At 53.1% G+C, this 18908-nt stretch carries 12 protein-coding genes; 1 reads left to right on the plus strand and 11 read right to left on the minus strand.

The window, feature by feature from the left end; translation table 11 throughout:
- Positions 1 to 269: 269 nt before the first annotated feature.
- A complete protein-coding gene (locus PAT3040_RS30350) occupies positions 270 to 2411 on the plus strand; it encodes a hypothetical protein (protein WP_108995617.1) in 2142 nt (713 codons plus the stop codon).
- Between the two features lie 53 nt (positions 2412 to 2464).
- On the opposite strand, the gene PAT3040_RS30355 is transcribed toward PAT3040_RS30350, so the two are convergent.
- The 11 genes from PAT3040_RS30355 to PAT3040_RS30410 form a co-directional block, all read right to left on the minus strand.
- Positions 2465 to 3685, minus strand: a complete 1221-nt coding sequence (locus PAT3040_RS30355) for an ROK family transcriptional regulator (RefSeq protein ID WP_087571703.1) — start codon at positions 3683 to 3685, stop codon at positions 2465 to 2467.
- A gap of 378 nt (positions 3686 to 4063) precedes the next feature.
- Complete coding sequence (gene argS, locus PAT3040_RS30360; protein WP_108995618.1) at positions 4064 to 5749, minus strand: arginine--tRNA ligase; 1686 nt, start codon at positions 5747 to 5749, stop codon at positions 4064 to 4066.
- Positions 5749 to 6189, minus strand: coding sequence for a YwiB family protein (locus PAT3040_RS30365; RefSeq protein ID WP_179215900.1), 441 nt, complete (start codon positions 6187 to 6189; stop codon positions 5749 to 5751). The genes argS and PAT3040_RS30365 overlap by 1 nt, the downstream gene beginning before the upstream one ends.
- Positions 6190 to 6255: 66 nt before the next feature.
- Complete coding sequence (locus PAT3040_RS30370; RefSeq protein WP_108995619.1) at positions 6256 to 6846, minus strand: DNA-deoxyinosine glycosylase; 591 nt, start codon at positions 6844 to 6846, stop codon at positions 6256 to 6258.
- A gap of 219 nt (positions 6847 to 7065) precedes the next feature.
- Positions 7066 to 9288 carry a helix-turn-helix domain-containing protein gene (locus PAT3040_RS30375; RefSeq protein ID WP_181376938.1) on the minus strand — a complete coding sequence of 741 codons (2223 nt, stop codon included), beginning with the start codon at positions 9286 to 9288 and terminating at the stop codon, positions 7066 to 7068.
- Positions 9289 to 9331: 43 nt separating this feature from the next.
- On the minus strand, positions 9332 to 10978 hold the full coding sequence (locus PAT3040_RS30380; protein WP_108995621.1) for an extracellular solute-binding protein: 1647 nt from the start codon (positions 10976 to 10978) through the stop codon (positions 9332 to 9334).
- Positions 10979 to 11011: 33 nt separating this feature from the next.
- A complete protein-coding gene (locus PAT3040_RS30385) occupies positions 11012 to 11887 on the minus strand; it encodes a carbohydrate ABC transporter permease (RefSeq protein ID WP_108995622.1) in 876 nt (291 codons plus the stop codon).
- A 13-nt stretch (positions 11888 to 11900) separates the two neighbouring features.
- The gene (locus PAT3040_RS30390; protein ID WP_108995623.1) at positions 11901 to 12818 is read right to left on the minus strand and encodes an ABC transporter permease; all 918 of its coding nucleotides are present in this window, start codon (positions 12816 to 12818) and stop codon (positions 11901 to 11903) included.
- Between the two features lie 886 nt (positions 12819 to 13704).
- Complete coding sequence (gene lacZ / locus PAT3040_RS39170) at positions 13705 to 17109, minus strand: beta-galactosidase, LacZ type (protein ID WP_258235238.1); 3405 nt, start codon at positions 17107 to 17109, stop codon at positions 13705 to 13707.
- Between the two features lie 24 nt (positions 17110 to 17133).
- On the minus strand, positions 17134 to 17958 hold the full coding sequence (locus PAT3040_RS30405; RefSeq protein ID WP_087571698.1) for a carbohydrate ABC transporter permease: 825 nt from the start codon (positions 17956 to 17958) through the stop codon (positions 17134 to 17136).
- Positions 17951 to 18826 (minus strand): carbohydrate ABC transporter permease, encoded by an 876-nt coding sequence (locus PAT3040_RS30410; RefSeq protein WP_108995624.1) that lies wholly within the window; start codon positions 18824 to 18826, stop codon positions 17951 to 17953. Before PAT3040_RS30410 ends, PAT3040_RS30405 begins: the two co-directional genes overlap by 8 nt.
- Positions 18827 to 18908: the final 82 nt, after the last annotated feature.

Consider the following 18908-nt stretch of genomic DNA (forward strand, 5'->3'; position numbering starts at 1 on the left):
TAATATAAATAACCTCCTTGTCTTCCGCCTCCTTTGTTCCAAGCCGTACCGCCGATTGTCCCCGCGCTTCCCCTTGGCCAAAAGAATGGATACGCATTGCATCGCCTCCCATAAAGCGAATTATGTGCAACTGTGTTTATTGAAAATTGCGATTCCGCTTCGATTCGCGGCCGGTAAAACTGTATGATTCCATGCAAATACGAACGGGCATCCCATGCTGTACACTTAATCACGAAAGACCATCCAAGTTACGGACAGGAGGAATTGTAGTGAAGCAAAAGCTCGCAAAAATGACAGCCTGCTTAATGACGATGACTTTGCTGGCCGGCACGTTATGGGGCAGCGCTCCCCCGCAAGCCGCGGCATCGGGAACGGAGTTTCCGATCGGCATCTTCTACCCGCCTTCCCCGGCGGAGACGACGCTTGCCAAGTATCAGCAAATCAAAGACATGAACGCCAATCTGATCGTCGGCGCCGCCGTCATCAACACGCCGGAAGCCAACGATGCCGCGTTGTCGCTTGCGGACAGCCTGGGTCTCAAGATGCTCGTCGACGATTACCGCTTCCACTGGCGGACGGAGATGGTTCAGCAGCCGGCCTATGACACCGGGTACTACGTCAGCAATACGAACCGCCTCGGCCAAACCTTCCGGACGCCCGCGGGATCGGGCTGGTACCTGTCTTATGCCCAATTGAAGATCGACCCGGTCTTCTGGGGATCCGGGACGACGCTGACGATGCGCATCTACGATTCTCCAGCCCGTGCGACCTTGCTCGGCTCCGCTTCCGTCGGCGGCCCGCAGACGGTCTACGACCATGGCTTCGGGTTCGGCATCCCGATCGCGGCCAATACGACGTATTACATGGAGCTGACCAGCAACAGCGCCAGTCCCGTCGGCTGGGTGACCGCCAATTCCGGCAATCCGTACGGAAACGGCATGTTTTACGACAACGGGACTGCGGTATCCGGCACCGATCTCTTGTTCTACATCTCCTTCTCGCAGCAGGCCTACAACGACCGGAACAGCCCGAATAACGCCGACGTCGACCTTGTAGCCAATTATTACAAAACCAAATCCGGCCTCCTCGGCTACCATCTCTACGATGAGCCGGGCGCGACTCTATTCAATCGCGTTGCCGCCGTCCGCGAGCGCATTCGCGCCATCGACCCGGGACGGATGGCTTTCGTCAACCTGTTCCCGAACCAGGCGACGGACGCGCTGCTCAAAGTCAATGCCATCTCCGGAGAGTTCTCGCGCCCGACAAGCGTGCTGGGACAATCCTTTACGACCTCCGCCGGCCAAACCGCCATCGATACGATACAGCTTTGGGTGGATCGCCTGCAATGGGGAAGCGGTGAAGCGCTTACACTTCGGCTTTGGAATTCACCGTCCAAAACCTCCCTCGTCGCCCAGTCGACATTGACCGGAGCGACCAACAACTGGCCGGTATTTACGCTGAACGCAACGGTAAGCCCCAACGCCTCCTACTACTGGGAGTTGACCCATAACGGCGGGGGCGACGGATCCATCGGCTGGGTCATCCGTACCGAGGACGGGCTCAAGCTGGTCAAGGACGGCACCGGGACCGGTTATTTCAACGGGACGCCGATCGATTCCGACTTCTGGTTTGTCGTCAATCAGAACATTCAGGGCGGCACCTACGAGGATTACGTTTATCGCTGGACGCTTCAGCAGCCCGACGTCATGGCCTTCGACCATTATCCGTTCAAAGCGGACGGAACGCTGACCGCGAACTATTACGACAATCTGGAAACGATTCGCAGGCAATCGCTGCTGGCCGACCTGGATTTCTGGAGCTATATCCAGTCGGTCGGCATTACAGGGCACCTGCGCAAGCCGTCGCAGAACGACATGCGATATCAAATCTATACGAACCTTGCCTATGGAGCCAAAGGATACATTTATTTCACGTACCGGACGCCGGGCATCGAATCCAGCGGAGAACCGTTCCATAACGGGCTGATTCTGCCCGACGGCACAACGAATGACACGTATGGCTACGCGACGACGCTGAATGCGGAAGTGCTGAAGCTAGGTCCTACCTTGTTAGGTCTGCAATCGCAAGCTGTCTATCATTCGGGAGCCTTGCCCGCGACGACCAGCGCCGTGCCATCCGGCTTCTTCTGGCAGCCGTCCACCGCGCTGCCGTCGGTCATCGGCTCCTTCACGAACGGCTCGGGCCGCAAATATGTCATGGTCGTCAACCGCGACGAAGCGAACAGCCGCACGCTTTCCTTTACCTTGCCAGGAAAGCCGGCCTCCGTAACCGAGGTATCCAAGTCGACCGGTCTGGAGATAGGCACCTCCTACAATGCCGCGACAGGCGTTATATCCGCTTCCTTCGCGCCTGGAGAAGGCAAGTTGTACGCGCTGCCGGCAGGCTTCTAGATGGGTTGGCAAAAGCAGAGGGCGCATCATGCGTGCCTCTGCTTTGCTTTGCATCAATCCCCGTTATTGACGATATTGTCCAATATCTTGTTGATGGCTTCGCCGATCGCCCCGAACAATACCGTCTTGTCGCCAAGCGTCGAAGGGACGATGCGTACCTGGGTCGAGATATGCGCGGACATGATTTCCTCAAGCGGCTCCAGATACAGCTTGTCCAGCTCCAGCATCAGGCCGCCGATGATGACGGCTTCCAGATCGAGCAGCAGGCAGATATTGCGGAGTACGCAGCCCAGCTTGGCAACGCCCTCGCGAATAATGGCAAGGACGCGTTCGTCGCCCGCCCGCGCCGCGGCAAACATCAGCTTCGCGTAATCCGCGATCCGATGCAGGTCTATGTCTCCTTCTCCCATCGAAGCGAGCACATCGGGATACCGCTCCTTGACCTTGCAGAGCAAGCCGAATACGGAGATATGATAGTCCGCGACATTGACGAGGGAAACCCCTTGCCCCTCCACCACAGGTTTGTTGTCCATGATCCACAAGCCGATTTCTCCCGCGGACCCGCGACTGCCCTCATATAATTGATTATTGAGAATAAGTCCGGCCCCTGAACCGAGATCCAGCTGAATATTGATAAAATTGCTGTAATCGACGCCTGCGCCAAACAACTGCTCGCCAACGGCCGAGCAGTTCAAATCGTTCTTGACGATGACGTCGGAGCGGAAGCGGCCGGCGAACCGATCCCGCAGCGCCGTGCCCGGCAGGTCGATGATCCGCGGGGCAAAAACGATGGCGCCCGTATCCGGGTCGATGATGCCCGGCGAGCCGAGGCAGATGCAATGCAGCTTCTCCTCGGGGATATCATGCTTGCTCAGCAATTCGCCGATCGCATCCATAATGCGGTCGGCCGCTTCCGGCGTGATTTGCCACGTATCCTCGACGTGCGCATAGTCAAGAACGTTCGTCCCGCTCAGATCGGATAAAGCAATGCGCGAGCTGCTGCTCACCATATCCACCGCAACGACGTAGCTGTAATTATAATTAAAGACCAGGTTAATCGGCTTCCGTCCCCGCGCCGACGTACCCGCTCCTTTCTCCAAAATGACGTTGCGCGAAATCAGATCGTCGATGTTGGCGGATATGCTCGGCGCGCTCAGCATCAGCTTCTTCGCCAGGTCCGATCTGGACAAGCTGCCCGCGGCCCGGATTTCGTTAATGATCAAACTTTGGTTGGTCGTCTTGATCTGCTTCTGGTTTACTCCTTTGGCTCTCATATTGGCGTTCCCACTTTCAAGTTATGAAATTGGTCAAAATATATCATAAAATAAAGTTACTGTCCATAATTTATTAATTAAGCTAATTAATAAAAGGAGGCTTGTCCAATATGTCCTCAAAATAAAAAGTTGAGCGGAAAATGTCTTCCGGCCAACTTTTTTTGCGAACCTGCTTTTTCGGGAAAGCGGCGAGGTGGATGCCTGCCACTTTTACCATTTAACCAAAACGGGGCATCCGGCATTCCGCTTTCGCTGATTTATTGGATAGCCATTTTGCCAGGTGCAGGCCAGTTTTCGAGCCATAAAGACAACGGGGGCTCCCTTAAAAGTTCACTTCTCGGACAGCCCCTTTTGGATTCAAAACGGCAGTTGCCAGGCCTACATCCGCTCAGGCGCCGATACGCCGACCAGGCGAAGCACATTGGCGATCGCGAGGCGGACAGCGCCTAACAAGGCCAGACGCGCCTGCGTTTGCTCCGCGTCGTCCGTAATGACGCGTTCCGCGCGATAGTAGCTATGGAATTCGGCTGCCAGTTCGTACACATAGCGGATCAAGCGATGCGGCGCGTAACCTGCGGCCGCTTCCGCAATCTCTTGCGGCAGCTCGCCGATCTTGCGGATCAAATCGAATTCCGCTTCGCTGTTCAGCTTATCCAGCGCGACGCCCGCTATACCCGCGATATCGATGCCCTGCTCCTCGGCTTGGCGGAAGATGCTGCAGATGCGCGCATGGGCATATTGCACATAAAATACCGGATTCTCGTTGGATGTCGAAATCGCCAGATCCATATCGAAGTCCAGATGGGAATCCATGCTTCTCATCGTAAAGAAGTAACGGATCGCGTCTACGCCTACTTCGTCCATCAGATCTTCCATGGTGACGGCTTTGCCGGTACGCTTGGACATCTTCATCTTCTCGCCGTTCTGGAACAGGCTGACCATCTGCGCGATCAGCACGGTCAGCTTCGCCGGGTCGTTGCCCAACGCTTCCATCGCCGCCTTCACGCGAGGAATGTAGCCGTGATGGTCCGCGCCCCAAATATTGATCATGCGATCGAAGCCTCGGCCGTACTTGTCGCGGTGGTACGCGATGTCTGGCGTAAGGTAGGTGTAAGAGCCGTCGTTCTTCACGAGCACGCGGTTCTTGTCGTCGCCGAACGGCACCGTGTTTAGCCAGGTTGCTCCTTCTTCCTCGTAAACGTGTCCGGATGCCTTTAGCGCCTCCAGCCCTTGTTCGACAAGCCCGTTCTCATACAGCGAGGTCTCGCTGTACCAGACGTCGAAGCCGACCCGGAACCGGCCGAGATCGCGCTTGATCTTGTCGAGCTCCTTCTCAAGCCCGAAGTTGCGGAAGTACGAGAAACGTTCCTTGTCGGATAGTCCCAACAGACGGTCGCCCTCTTGCTCTGCAAGCCCCTTGGCGAAGCCGATAATGTCTTCGCCGTAATAGCCGTCTTCCGGCATCTCCGCTTCTTGTCCGAGCGCCTGACGGTATCTTGCCTCTAGCGATACGGCCAGGTTCTCGACTTGTTTGCCGGCATCGTTAATGTAATATTCGCGCGTGACGTCGTAGCCGGCGAAATCCAGCACGTTGCACAGCGCATCGCCGACGGCCGCTCCGCGGGCATGGCCCAGATGCAGGCTGCCTGTCGGGTTCGCGCTCACGAATTCGACTTGCACGCGCTGACCCGCGCCTTCGTTTACGCGGCCGTAACGCTCGCCCGCTTCCAGCGCGCTCCGAACAACGGGGTATAGATAACTTTTGTCCATACGGAAGTTAATGAAGCCCGGACCTGCAATCTCCGCCGACTGGATCGAAGCGCTTTTTGCATCCAAATGCTCGATAATCGCTTCCGCGATCTGACGCGGATTGCGCTTCGCGAGCTTCGTCAGCTGCATGGCCGCATTCGTCGCCAAATCCCCATGGGTCTTGTCCTTCGGTACCTCCAGCACGAAAGCCGGCAATTGCTCCCGCTCCGCCAGTCCCGCCGCTACGGCCGCATCGGCGATCGCCTTTCTGACCTGCTCATACATAACCTCAAGTACATTGACACTGTTGCTCATTATTCATGCTCCTCCTGTATACAAAGACGGATATGGAACCGTCCCGATAATCGCTCTTCCACCAGCAAGCGGTATTTCCACTCCAGCGTGAACGGCAGCAAGGCAGGAAGTCCCTGCCCATCGTGCTCTGCACCGCCGCCTTGAATCGACAGCTTCGTCGTATCCGTCTCCAGCTCGAATGCCGTCATCGCGGACCGATAGCTCCCTCGTCGTCGCTGACCGTCCACGAAGGTCTGCTCCATCTTTACTGCCCCGCTGCGGGTCAGCGCGAGCTCCCCCCGCGAATAACGAATCAGCGTGCGGATCTCCCCGTCCGCTTCGGTATATCGAATATATAGCGATCTCGCCTTGCGGAACCACTCTCCGTGGTAAATCTCCTGCACCCGTTCCCCATCCTGTACGCTCTCCAGCGTCAGCAGGGCCTTGCCGCTTGCTTCCATAGATTCTCTAACTCCCGCGTTCATTGAAATGTCATGTTACTACTATATACAGGAAGTGCCGTAATTTCAACGTTCTCCTGCTGGGAGATGCCCTTGCGCATAGGGCAAAATCGTCTTCCATGCTTCGACCCGGTCATGGAGATTCCTCATATGCTTGGTCGGAATGGGACTCGTGGACGGCATCTTGAGGAGCGCCACCTTGCGCGGAAGAGCGCCGCCGTCCTTGCCGTAATATTTGCGGAACGTGTCGAAAGCCTTGCTTCCATTAAACGCGATGCAGACGATACCCGGATAATGCTCCAGCAAACCTGGAAAATCATTGGGCAGCTCTCCCTTAATGTTCACGTCCAGGCTCCCTTCCCGCTCGCAGGAATTAATTACGTCCCATAGGGCCAGACTGTTCGCCTGCAGGAAATCCAATCGTTTGCCATAGTCGGCGTCAGGCGAAGGATAAAGAAGCTCAGAAGCCGGCGTTGCGGCAGACTGCTCTGTTTGCGGTTCGCCGAATAACGCGTACACGACGCGCCAGAAAAAATTTTGCGGATGTCCGTAAAATTGTCCGTGCTCCAACGACTTCACGCTTGGCGCCGTGCCGGATATCAATACCCGTGCCCGATCGTCGATCAGGGGCGGAAACGAATAGATGCGCTCGCTCATGCGACGTCCTCCTCCGAATGGCTTTTTCTATAAGTAGATATACAATACCGCTATTGGGGGATGAATCGCAAGCAGCTGGAAGCTGCTCCGACCGTTCGAAAAAACCAAGGAGCCAAGCGGCAAGCCGCCTGACTCCTTGGTTTTGCACTTTCTATCCAATCAATGGCTCCGCTGCCGCGACTACTCCAATCCCTTGTATGTTTGGCCTTCGTTTGTTTCTCATACAGCAGTCTCTTTCTTGAGAACCGCTTGCTTCCGGTAATCTCCCGGCGCAAAACCCACCTGTTTTTTAAACACTCGCCCGAAAGACACCTGATGAAGATATCCGCATTCTACTCCTATTTCTTGAATCGACTTGTTTGTTGTGGACAGCAGTATTTTGGCATGCCGGACCCGCAGCTCCGTTACGTAATCCGTCCAATTGACGCCGGTCGCTTCTTTGATTAATCGGCTCATATGGCTGTTGCTAAGGCAGAAGTGTTCCGAAATCTTCGCTAATGAAAGATCCGGGTCGTGGAAACATTGCTTCATATATTGCTCGATCTGCTTGAACACCTCATATTTGTGATTGCCTGCTCGAAGCTGCTCCAGTTCGTCGGCCAGTGCGTTTACCGCCGTCAGCCAGCCATCCCGATATTCATGTACCGTTTCGAATCGGTCCAGCAGATTGATCAGTTGCGGTTCTATGCTCTTATCGAAGGTGTCCCGGTAACTCTCCGGTCCCTCCTTGATGACTTTGGACAAACAAAAATTCATATATTGAAACAGCGTGAGTAATCTGCTCCGCGAGGTGACGGACAGTTCGATCGTATCGAATACTTGAATCATCTGTTCCCGCCAATCGTCGGTTCCCATACGAAGAGTGTAGGCTGCCTGAGCCGTCATTTCGATGACATTCAGAATTTCTAATTGAGATCTTTCGGAATTCGGGATTGCCGTATAAATCCGATCGATCCCTTGCGTTGCCTTATAAGACAATAATTCCAACGCTTCCTCTCGAGATTCGGCGATTTGGCACGGTTCTTCCACTACTCCGCTGATTCCGATCGACATGGTCAACGGCAGATGCACCTTAACCCATTGCTTGATGCGTTGGGCCTGATCGTGCGGCTCGCCATGCGCGATTACCGTAAGTTGCTCCGATGATAACCAAGTCGTCCATATGCGAATGCCGTCCTCGCCGACCATCTCCTTGACTACCTGTTCGATCGCAAACTTAAACAGAGATTGATCGTTAGGCGTGTATTTCTCCTGGAAGTCTTTGTAATGATCGATTTCAAATACCAATACTCGCGACGCCGTCCACTCTTGTGCCATTCCTTCCTCGTAAGCGTGCATCTCCCAGTCTTCCCTGGAAATCGTACGTTCCCCGTTCAATACCTCACGAAACCATTGTTTGCGTGTGATATCGTGATATTGGTTGGAAGCAAAATGATATTCGCTTGCCTGATGGATAAGTTCATCCATTAAATTATCCAAATACTCGAAATCGAGGCGATTGAATTGTCTTTTGCTTGTCAGCCGATTAATTAAGGAGTCAATTGGATGAGCAAACCGCCGCAATAACCACAGCATGCCTACCGTAATCGCAATCACGCCTACAGTACCGGCAGCGATCCAGAGATTCAAGAAGGAAAAAACCTCTTCCGAGATATCCTTGCTCGTCCATCCGGATTCGTAGAAGTACCCGGAAACGGAGGAATGGACTTCCGAGACTGCTTTCGCCTCTTCGGGAATATTTGTTGTCGCCGCAATGATATTGCCTTCCGAGTCCACCATACGAACATATCCGACAGAATCGCCAGCATTTTCACGCAACAGGGTTTCAAGCCTGTTCACGTTAATATTAATCACTAACAGGCCATTCTTGCTCATAAACAGCGGGACTTTGCGCACATAAGAGATGACCCTGACATTTTGGCCCTCCACTTTGTATTCGAGCAGAGGATGATATTCGTTATAGGTCCGTACGGAAGACCACTGCTCCGTCAGCGCCTCGGAAGCTAGCCTGGAAACAAACTCCTTGTCGCCAAATTCCCCAAGCTGTCGAAAACTCCTTGAGCTTAGCACCGTTTGATCGATGTCGCGGTACACATAAATAGAGTCGATCAGGTGATTAAACTGAACGACCTTATTAAACGTTTGGGACAGCTGCGTTTTCAGAAATTGAAAAGCTTCCGTCTCGCTTTCCGTTTCGTACAGAAACCTCTGGAATTTCTCATTCCGATTCAATTCCATAATGACTTGCTGCTCGATTAAATTCAGCCAGCTATCCATCGTCTGCGCGCTCGTCTGCGCGAATTTGTAATTCGCTTGATCGGAATAAGTACGATGCGTATCCATAAGCATGATGATAAAAATAGAACTAAGGAGCGCCACCACGATATAAAAAAAAGGTAATATTACGAATGCCAGGCGACGAGAAAACTTGGGCTTTCTCATAGTTCCCCTCCCATATGTCCGGCGGCGCTCCATGCCCACTCCGTTATTTTAAGGATTCGGTAAATTCAATCAAATCCTTGGCTAATATGGCATTGCTGCTATTTTCAGCGTACCAGTTCGCATACCATTCTTCCAATTTCTTCCCACCCCCGCTATCCCAGACTTTTTTCATGTCCTGGATGGCTTGTTCCGCGCTATAGGATTTCGTAATAATGGCTTTTGTGCTGATCTCTTCCATTGTCGGATTAATCGTGCTGGTTATGATTTGCAAATCGTCGGGAAGCGTCGGCATATGCTCCGGATGGGTCAACCACGGAATATCTCTCCCGTTGAAGGATTCCTCGGCTTGGTGGTACAAGTCCAGGAAATCTTTCTGCATCGGAACTTCGGGATTCAGCTGCCCTTCAAGCGTAGCGCAATCGCCAAGCAATGTTTTGGAAAACATCATTTGGAAATCGACCGACCAGGATACTTCATTTTTATACAATTCATCATCCAAAATTTTGGGGCAACCGGTCGTGCTTTTTTCCCAATGCGTCCCTTCAAAACCATACAATAACGTTTCGCCCGTCTTTGCCTGCGTCATAAAATCAACGTACTTGATCACGGAAGCCGGATCTTTGGCAGTCGAGTTGACCACAGCCGTCATTTGAACCGGATTTTGAAAATATGATATGAAATTCCCATATTTCGTTTCCGGCCACGGGATGACGATCAACTCGGCATCCGGATTGTTTTTCCTGAACGTTTCATACAGATTGAAGTCGCCCATGTTTCCGATTCTGCCCGTATACACGCCTGCGCGTCCTTGAAGAAAAAATTGCCGTTGCTGCTCGCGGTTCTTATCCGTTAAGTAATCCTTGTCGATCAAACCTTCTTCATATATTTTCTTATGATAATCCAAAGCGGCTTGTTTGCGTTCCCAATCCTTCACTAATTGACCGTCTTGAACGATCCATTCCACGTCTTGGAACATCACATACAAGCCTCGTCCTTGGGCATTGGCAATCCCATACGTATCCTTTTTGCCGTTTTGGTCGGGATCTTGAGAGGCAAATGCCCTCATCACTTCCAATAGCTCTTGATCCGTTGTCGGAACCTTAAGATTCAGCTTATCCAGCCAATCCTTGCGGACGAACATCACTTCGTCCGGCAGCATCGGCGACAATTTCCCGATCTCATACAGTTTCCCGTCCGGCTTTGTTCCTGCTTTTCGCAGCACCGGATAGGTCTCCAACAGTTCCTTATAGCTCGTTGAATGTTCTTCGATAAGTTCGTCAAGCGGAATAAGTTGTCCGGTTCTGTACAAGGAATCTCGGAAACCGGTTGCATATTCTTGTATCAAGTCAGGCGCGTCTCCCGAGGCCAGCAATACATTGAATTTATCGGTGCTTTCCCACCGGGGGACCGTTATAAACTTCACATCCGCCGGTCCGTTCTCCACCACCCAATCCGTCCAGCTGTTTTTCTCCGCCGTTCCGGCTTCAGCCGGCACATTGCCCCGGTCATACATCGATACCGTGATCGATCCCCGTTTCGCGGGGGTTTCGCCCGGCGTATTTGTCCGTTCCTGCCCGCCGTTATTTGTTTCCTTCCCTGTATTCCCGTTGCCGTTGCCGGAGCAGGCGGCAAGAACCACCATCGCTGATAAAAGGACCGTTATGGTATTTGTCTTTTTGAACATCCACATAGAATTTTCCCCTCGCCATCTTTCTGAGATTTATTAGCCTTTAATGGATCCGATCATGACGCCTTTTACGAAATACTTTTGCAAGAAGGGATACACGACCAGCATTGGAGCCACTAGCACAAGGATGCCGGCTGCCCTTATCGATTCCGGCGTCATTGGAGTTTGACCCGCATCAGGCGCGTTATTAAGCCCTTCCAATATGGATTGGCTCTGGATCATCTGTTGTACGAGCAGCGTCAGATTTTGCATTTCCGTTTTGTTGATATAAATCAACACGGAGACGAAATTGTTCCAATAACCGACGCCGTAAAACAGCGCAATCGTCGCAAATACCGGTATGGAAAGCGGCAACACGATATGAAACAAGGTTCTGAGTTCTCCGCATCCGTCGATTTCGGCCGAATCGAATAATTCATCCGGCAAACTCAGGAAAAACGTTCGGATGATCAACATATTAAATGTGCTGATCAGGCCAGGCAGCCATAACGCCCAATAGCTGTTCAGCAAGTCTAGCGAATTGACGACCAGGTAAGTAGGAATGAGTCCTCCATTAAACAGCATTGTAAATACAAACGCAAGCGTAAAGAAACGGCGGGCATAAAATCTTTTCCGGGCTAATGGATACGCCGCCGCAGTCGTAAACACCAAGCTTAACACAAGACCTACCACGGTAATGATTACATTATTGAGCAACGCCCTTGGCACCCGTCCGCCTTCCAGCAGCAATCGAAAGGCTTCCGTCGACCACCCTCTGGGCCAGAGGGTAACAAGTCCGGACATCACCGCATCGAAATCGCTAAACGCAAGCGCGATAACATGCAGGAGAGGGAATAAACAGCTTAGCGCAGCCAGCAGCAATATACTTTCGTTCAGGAAATAAAATAGTTGTTCGCCCTTGGTCGGTTTCAACCGTCCACCCTCCTTACCATAAGCTTTGATTGAAACGCCGGGCTACTCGGTTGGCCGTCACAACCAGGATAAAACCAACCAGAGCTTCAAACAATCCAAGCGCCGTACTTCGGCTGAATTGCGCTCCGAGCAATCCGATCTTGTAAATATAAGTGCTAAGAACTTCCGAAGAGCTGTACACCACATTGTTTTGCAAGACATAAACATGATCGAAGCCGACTTCCATGATATTTCCCATGGACAGAATTAACAGCAAGAAGATCGTAGGCCGAATTCCCGGCAGCGTAATATGCCAGATCTTTCTGAACTTGCCGGCGCCGTCTACGCTTGCCGCTTCGTACAGCGTAGGATCGATCGACGTTAATGCAGCGAGATAAATAATGGCGCTGAAACCGGCTTCCTTCCAAATTCCCGAGCCTACATAGATGGAAATCCACGTATTGGCCTGGTATAAGAACGGCACCGGTTCGTCTCGGAACAAAGTGATGATTTTGTTCACGATTCCGGATTCCTGAGAAAATAAAGTGATGAAGATTCCTCCGATGATGACCCAGGAGAAGAAGTGAGGCAAGTACACAAGCGTCTGCACCGATTTCTTGAACAGCATGTTCCTCACTTCATTAAGCATTAATGCAATCAAGATCGGGAAAGGAAATCCGACGACGATATTGAGCAAACTCAGAAAAAAGGTGTTCCAGATGATCTTTAAAGTAAACGGGTCGTTAACGATCAATTCAAACCACTTCAATCCGACCCATGGACTTCCAAACACCCCATTGGCGAACGTATACTGCTTGAAAGCTATAATATACCCGAACATTGGAGCGTATCTAAAAATCAAATAAAAAGCTACTACCGGGATAAACATCGCTAACAAAGGAATATTTCGTTTGAATCTCGCCCATGATCTTGTTGCTCTCAAAGCATGCATGCGGTAATCTCTCCCCTCCTTTCCAAAACGAATGTTGTGTTCGAACACCTTTATTCTTAGTCCAACATAGGGTCCGAGCTCAATATACAATTGATGCGATATGCAACATTAACGCCCATAGCATTAATGGTTTAAATAAATATGTATGATCTAGCACCGCCGCAACGAATGATCGGCTGCTGCATAAACGCGGAACGTCCGTTAACGAGCGCTATTATTATTTGCGTAACGGTCATGGAGATGTCGTGCAACTTGCGGAACTCGGTGGCTGGTTTGCCAAGGTAAAGGTAGATTTAATCTAACTGAAGTATGTGTGCTGATTCTGTAGCACTTGCATATTTCTCTTAAAAAACTTCGGCCTGCAGCTGAAGCAGTTAAATTTTGAAGTTAAGATCACAAGTTGGTCGCTTGAGCTTTAATGGGTAGTAACTCTATCCTGTTACTCTAGGTAATTGTGGAGTCCTATCTTAAAAGAGCGGCGCTTATGTCTCTTTCAATCACCCTTCTCGAATAAGAGGAAAAACGCCCTCTAATGGCCCACTTTCCGCCCTTGCCTGTACTTTAGTGGGAAATCCTCCCTCTAATCCAGTCCAGATCGCTGAATTTGGGCTGAATCGCTTCGATTAAAGGGATGTTTTCCCCCTATAACAAGTGGATAGCCCGATTTGTCCCGATTAATGGGATCTTTTCCCTTTATTTTTCGATGGGGTGAACGGTGGGCGATGAATGGTATGTGGTATGTGGTATGTGATGTGTAGTGGGCGGTGGGCGGTGAGCGGTGTGTGGCTATATGCTTTCCACGTCAAAAGAAGACTCCAACCCACAAAGTCGTGGTGTTGAAGTCTTCTTCGCGTCTTGCTATTGCAAACCCGCCGCTTCTGCGCGACTATACCCGCTCGATCACGAACGAGAAGGACATTGGCGCGTCAGACGGAATCGTATACGGCTCGTGGACCGGAGCGCCCCAGCTGTCGTCGCCTCCGACGCCCATTTGCCACCCCGCGACGGTGATGACGGTGTAATGCGCCTGCGGCAGCTCGTAGACATGCTGCGCGTTCTCCAACTCGAACGCCGTGTAAGGCGATACGCCGCATTCCACGGGCGCTCCGTCCGCGGCGATCCGAATGCCGCGTCCCAGGACGTCCGTGACGTCCAGACGGCGCACGCCGGTCCGGTTGCCGGATTCCTGCGGCATCACGTAGCCGGACACGTTGCCGGCTGCCGTGCCTTCGAAAGAGCATAGGCGCGCGCCTTGGGCCCGATCGGCATAGTTCTCCTCCGGTCCCAGCGCCAGCCACTTCAGCTGATCGTAATCCGCCGACACCTTGAAGGATACCGCGAAGATCGGCAGCTTCGGCAGACCCGCCGCGCCGCTGTAATCAGCCTGTACCCGGATGCTGCCATCCGGCCGAACCGTATAGGCCATACGCGTCTCAAGCTCATCGCTGACTGAGAAGCGGAACCGGTAAGCGATCGTGATCGAACCGTCCTCGCCATCCTCTTCTACGTCGATTCCGACGCACTTGCGAGCCAGACTGGCGGCGTACCAGACGCCCGCGTCGAAGCCTTGGGAAAATCCTCTGTCATTGTCCGTCGTCGCCCTCCAGAAGAGCGGGGTCGGCGGAGTCGCTATCATCTCGCGTCCCGCATAATTGAGCGAGATCAGGCTCATCGCCTGCTTCGAGAAAATCGCGCTGAAGTCTCGTCCCTTCACGCCGATGTTGACATCGCCATGCACGACCGCGAGCTTCGCTGCCGCTGTCCCTGGGATTGCGCCGATGCCAGTCGTTCCACCTGGGACTGCGCCAATGCCAGTCGTTCCACCTGGAAGCGCGCAGCCGTCCGGACCGCATATGTCTGCCGCTCCGCCGACGAAGATCAGGCCGCCGGAAGCTCCGGCGCCAGCCTCCCCGGAAATCCCGGTTAAGCCGTCCATGCCGCCGCCGAGCCCCCATGCCGTGCCAATGCTTACATTTTCTGCGGCATCCTTCGCTCCTACTCCGTCATTTACTCCTGATGCGCTGCCGCCAAGGCCCCAAGCATCGCCGGCGCTACCCCCGAAGATGTCCATCGCGCCGACTTCGCTGACCGCCGCGCTCTCCACGCGGAACACATGCTGACCGAAAGCGACCTCATGGCCGGCCTCTGCCCACAGCGCGTCTTCCTTCAGGCGGAAGGAAGCGTCCACCGCGTATTCGCCAGGTACAAGCGTCAGCGCGCCTTCGGCGAATTCGAACGGAACGTAAGCTTCGCCGCCGGCAGCCACGTTAATCTGCTCGACGCGGCTGGCCAGCTCTCTGCCGTCGGCCGACAATACAAAGACCAAATCAAGCTCCGACGTATCCGCGAACAGATTTTCGTTGCGGATCGCAACGCCTTCGCGGTCCGGCATCAGCTTGATGTTCTGATAAAGGAATTTGACCTCCTGCATCTTCGGCGATTCCTTGCGGTCCGCGTACACAATACCGTTCGTGCAGAAGCCGTAGTCCGTCGGACGATCGCCGAAGTCGCCGCCGTAAGCCAGAAATTCCTTGCCGTAACGGTCCTTCTTATATACGGATTGGTCGATGTAATCCCAGATGAAGCCGCCCTGGTACATCGGGTACTTCCGCTCCAGATCGGTGTACAGGCTCATGCCGCCCAGCGAGTTGCCCATGGCGTGCATATATTCGCAGCTGATGTAAGGTTTGTCGGGATTTTGATCGAGATACTTTTGGATGTCGGCCGGCTTCGCGTACATCCGGCTTTCCATGTCGCTCGCTTCCGTAAAGGCACGGTCGTAGAACACGCCTTCGTAGTGGACGAGACGTCCGCTGTCTACCGAGCGGAAGTAACGCGACACGTTTACCAACACGTCGCCAACGTACGATTCGTTGCCCAGCGACCAGATCAGGATGGACGGATGGTTTTTGTCCCGCTCGTACATCGAGATGGCGCGGTCCATGACGATATCCTGCCACTCCGGCCGGCTGCCCGGAATGTTCCAGGATGGCTCGACGGCGCCCATCTTCTGCCAGGAGCCGTGCGTCTCCAGGTTCATCTCGTCGATGACGTAAACGCCGTATTCGTCGCATAGCTCGTACCAGTAGCTCTGGTTAGGGTAATGCGAGGTCCGGACGGCGTTCATGTTGTTCCGTTTGATCGTCCGAATATCCCATAACATATCTTCCTTGGAAATAGCGCGCCCGGTACGCGGGTTGAACTCGTGGCGGTTTACGCCCTTAAAGACGATCCGCTGACCGTTAAGCGTCATGATCTTGTTCTTCATCTCGAAGCGGCGGAAGCCGACGCGGTTCGGAATCGCTTCGACCAAAGCGCCGTTTGCGTCCAAAACCTCCACGATAAGCTCATACAGGTAGGGCTTCTCGGCGCTCCACAACTCCGGATTGCCAACCTTCGTCTCCAGTACGGCGTTCAAACCTTCGCCCAGTGCCGTCGCTGCGTAAGCAACCTCATTGCCCTCGGCGTCATACAGTTTGACGACCGCCTTCGAGCCCGCTGGCGGCGTCTCGCGAAACGTCAGCGACGCGCGCAGCGAACCTTGCGTCAGGCTTTCGTCCAGCTCCGCTCGCACGTCGAGATCGTAGACATGGATGGAAGGCACCGTGTAGAGATATACGTCGCGGAAAATGCCGGAGAACCTCCAGAAGTCCTGATCCTCCAGCCAGCTTCCCGTGCTGCGCTGGAACACTTCCACCGCCAGCTTGTTCTCCCCTTCGCGAACGTAAGGCGTCAGGTCGAACTCGGACGGCGTAAAGCTGTCCTCCGAATAGCCGACGAACTTGCCGTTCAGCCAGACGTAGAATGCGGTCTCTACGCCCTGGAACGAGATGCAAACCGGTTTGCCGGCCATATCGGCAGGAAGATCGAACAGCTTTACGTAGCTGCCGACGGGATTGTCTTCCTTGGAGATAAACGGAGGTCTAAGCACCTCATGTCCGTCCCACGGATACATCGTATTCACATATTGCATTTGGCCGTAACCCTGCGTCTGAATGTGACCCGGCACCTGGATATCGCCCCAGCTTGACGTGCCAAATGCCTCGCTGAAAAAGCCCGCAGGCCGGCTTGCCGGGTTCGGCGAATAATGGAACTTCCAGGAGCCGTTCAAAGAATGGCGCATCTCCATCGGCACCCGGCTTCGAGCCTCAGCCACCGAGCCGTAATAGGCATGGTCGGAATGCGCGGGCAGTCGATTTACCGCGAATACGCCAACGTCCTCCAGCCAATCCAGAGTTGGATTGGCTGTTAACGTTGCATTTTTATCATTAAATTGCGAAGTTGTAGTCATGTGGTTTCCCCCTTCACCCTTCTGTTACTTCACCGAACCCGTCATGCCCGCCACGAAATGCTTCTGCATCAGAAAGAACACGATGGCGGTAGGCAATGTCGCGATCAGAATGACAGTCATAATAACTCCGTAATCCGGCGAATAGCTCGAGCCCAGATTCGAGATAAGCAGCGGAACGGTACGTTTCTCTGGCGATTGTAACACAACGAGCGGCCACAAGTAATTGTTCCAGCTCGACATAAACGTAATAATAGCCGCTGCGGCATAAGTCGTCTTCATCGTCGGCACGTAGATGCGGAAGAAGACGCCAAGCTCGCTAAGTCCGTCGATGCGGCCCGCTTCCAGCATATCCCTCGGAAACATCTTCGTGCTCTGGCGAAAGAAGAAGATCAGGAACGCCGTTGTCACCGTCGGCAGAATAACCGAAGAGATCGTATCGATCCCGATAAAAGGCATCGTCCGCGAGATGCTGCCGAACATCCGGTACAGAGGCACCATCAACGCGGCGAACGGAATCATCATGGACAGAAGCAGAATGCTGAACACGATATCCTTCGCTTTGCTCCGGTAAATTTCGAAGCCGTAACCCGCCAGGGAGGCGATCAACATGGCGAGAATCGTCGTCGTGATGGAAATTTGGGCGGAATTAAGCAGCGCCGGCACCAAGTCGACCGTGTCGAACACTTTGCGAAGGTTCTCGAACAGCTCCGCGCCGGGAAGCAGTCTGCCTTGCGTGACGTCGATGGATTTGTTGGTGGCGCTGACGATCATCCACAAGAACGGGAAAATCGAGATAACCGCTGCCAGGCTGAGAAAGACGTACATCAGTGCTCTTTTCACTTTATGCATTCTTATCACCTGCCAATTTGAACTGTAGAACCGAGAAGATCACGATAAGTATAACGATCGCGTACGATACGGTCGCCGCGTAGCCGAAGTCCGGCGTATATTTGAAGGACAGGTTATAGATATACTGGGACAGCGTCATCGTCGCATTGCCCGGTCCGCCCTTCGTAATGTTCATGACCTCGTCGAACAATTGCAGCGTACCTATCGTCGACGTAATGGACGTGAACAGAATGATCGGCTTGAGCAGCGGAACCGTAATGCTGCGGAACTGCCTGAATGCCGATGCGCCGTCAATGCGCGCGGCTTCGTAGATGGAGCTATCGATATTTTGCAGGGCCGACAGATAGAAGATCATGTTGTACCCTGTCCAACGCCAGGTAATGGCGATTATGATCGTAATTTTGGCCCAGAAGGGATCCGTGATCCATTCGATAGGAGCATTCACGATATGCAGCTTGATCAACATCGTGTTGATAAGGCCGTCAGGCCCGAACAGGTATTTAAAAATAACCGAATAAGCAACCAGCGACGTAACCGCCGGAAGGAAAATCGCCGTACGGAAGAAACCTTTGAGCTTCAAGTTTTTGTCGTTCAGAAGCACCGAGATGAACATGGCAAGCAGGATCATGATCGGAACCTGAATAATCAAGTAAATAAACGTATTCTTTAGCGCCGTGATAAATGTAGAATCCGACAGCAGCCGCTTATAGTTGTCGATCCCGACGAAGTCCAGGTTCGTCCCCGTACCCGACTGGAAGGACATGATAAGCGCCTGGATCATCGGGTAAAAATAAAACAAGCAGATCATGACGATCGCGATGGCTACAAAGGACCAGCTGATGGTGTTCGTCTTCGCCTTCAGATTCATGGCCAGGGCCTCCTCTATTCCAAAAAGAAACCTCGGAAGCCGCCCGCCTGCCACTTCTCGTATAGGCAGCAAGCGGCTGTCC

This window comes from Paenibacillus agaridevorans, assembly GCF_003112455.1.
In the GTDB taxonomy this organism is placed as follows: Bacteria; Bacillota; Bacilli; order Paenibacillales; family Paenibacillaceae; genus Pristimantibacillus; species Pristimantibacillus agaridevorans.

Bases quoted from the DNA above. Each gene is read 5' to 3' on its own strand.
- PAT3040_RS30355 (WP_087571703.1), bottom strand. From the start codon at position 3,685: ATGAGAGCCAAAGGAGTAAACCAGAAGCAGATCAAGACGACCAACCAA.
- argS (WP_108995618.1), bottom strand. From the start codon at position 5,749: ATGAGCAACAGTGTCAATGTACTTGAGGTTATGTATGAGCAGGTCAGA.
- PAT3040_RS30365 (WP_179215900.1), bottom strand. From the start codon at position 6,189: ATGGAAGCAAGCGGCAAGGCCCTGCTGACGCTGGAGAGCGTACAGGAT.
- PAT3040_RS30370 (WP_108995619.1), bottom strand. From the start codon at position 6,846: ATGAGCGAGCGCATCTATTCGTTTCCGCCCCTGATCGACGATCGGGCA.
- PAT3040_RS30375 (WP_181376938.1), bottom strand. From the start codon at position 9,288: ATGAGAAAGCCCAAGTTTTCTCGTCGCCTGGCATTCGTAATATTACCT.
- PAT3040_RS30380 (WP_108995621.1), bottom strand. From the start codon at position 10,978: ATGTGGATGTTCAAAAAGACAAATACCATAACGGTCCTTTTATCAGCG.
- PAT3040_RS30390 (WP_108995623.1), bottom strand. From the start codon at position 12,818: ATGCATGCTTTGAGAGCAACAAGATCATGGGCGAGATTCAAACGAAAT.
- lacZ (WP_258235238.1), bottom strand. From the start codon at position 17,109: ATGACTACAACTTCGCAATTTAATGATAAAAATGCAACGTTAACAGCC.
- PAT3040_RS30405 (WP_087571698.1), bottom strand. From the start codon at position 17,958: ATGCATAAAGTGAAAAGAGCACTGATGTACGTCTTTCTCAGCCTGGCA.
- PAT3040_RS30410 (WP_108995624.1), bottom strand. From the start codon at position 18,826: ATGAATCTGAAGGCGAAGACGAACACCATCAGCTGGTCCTTTGTAGCC.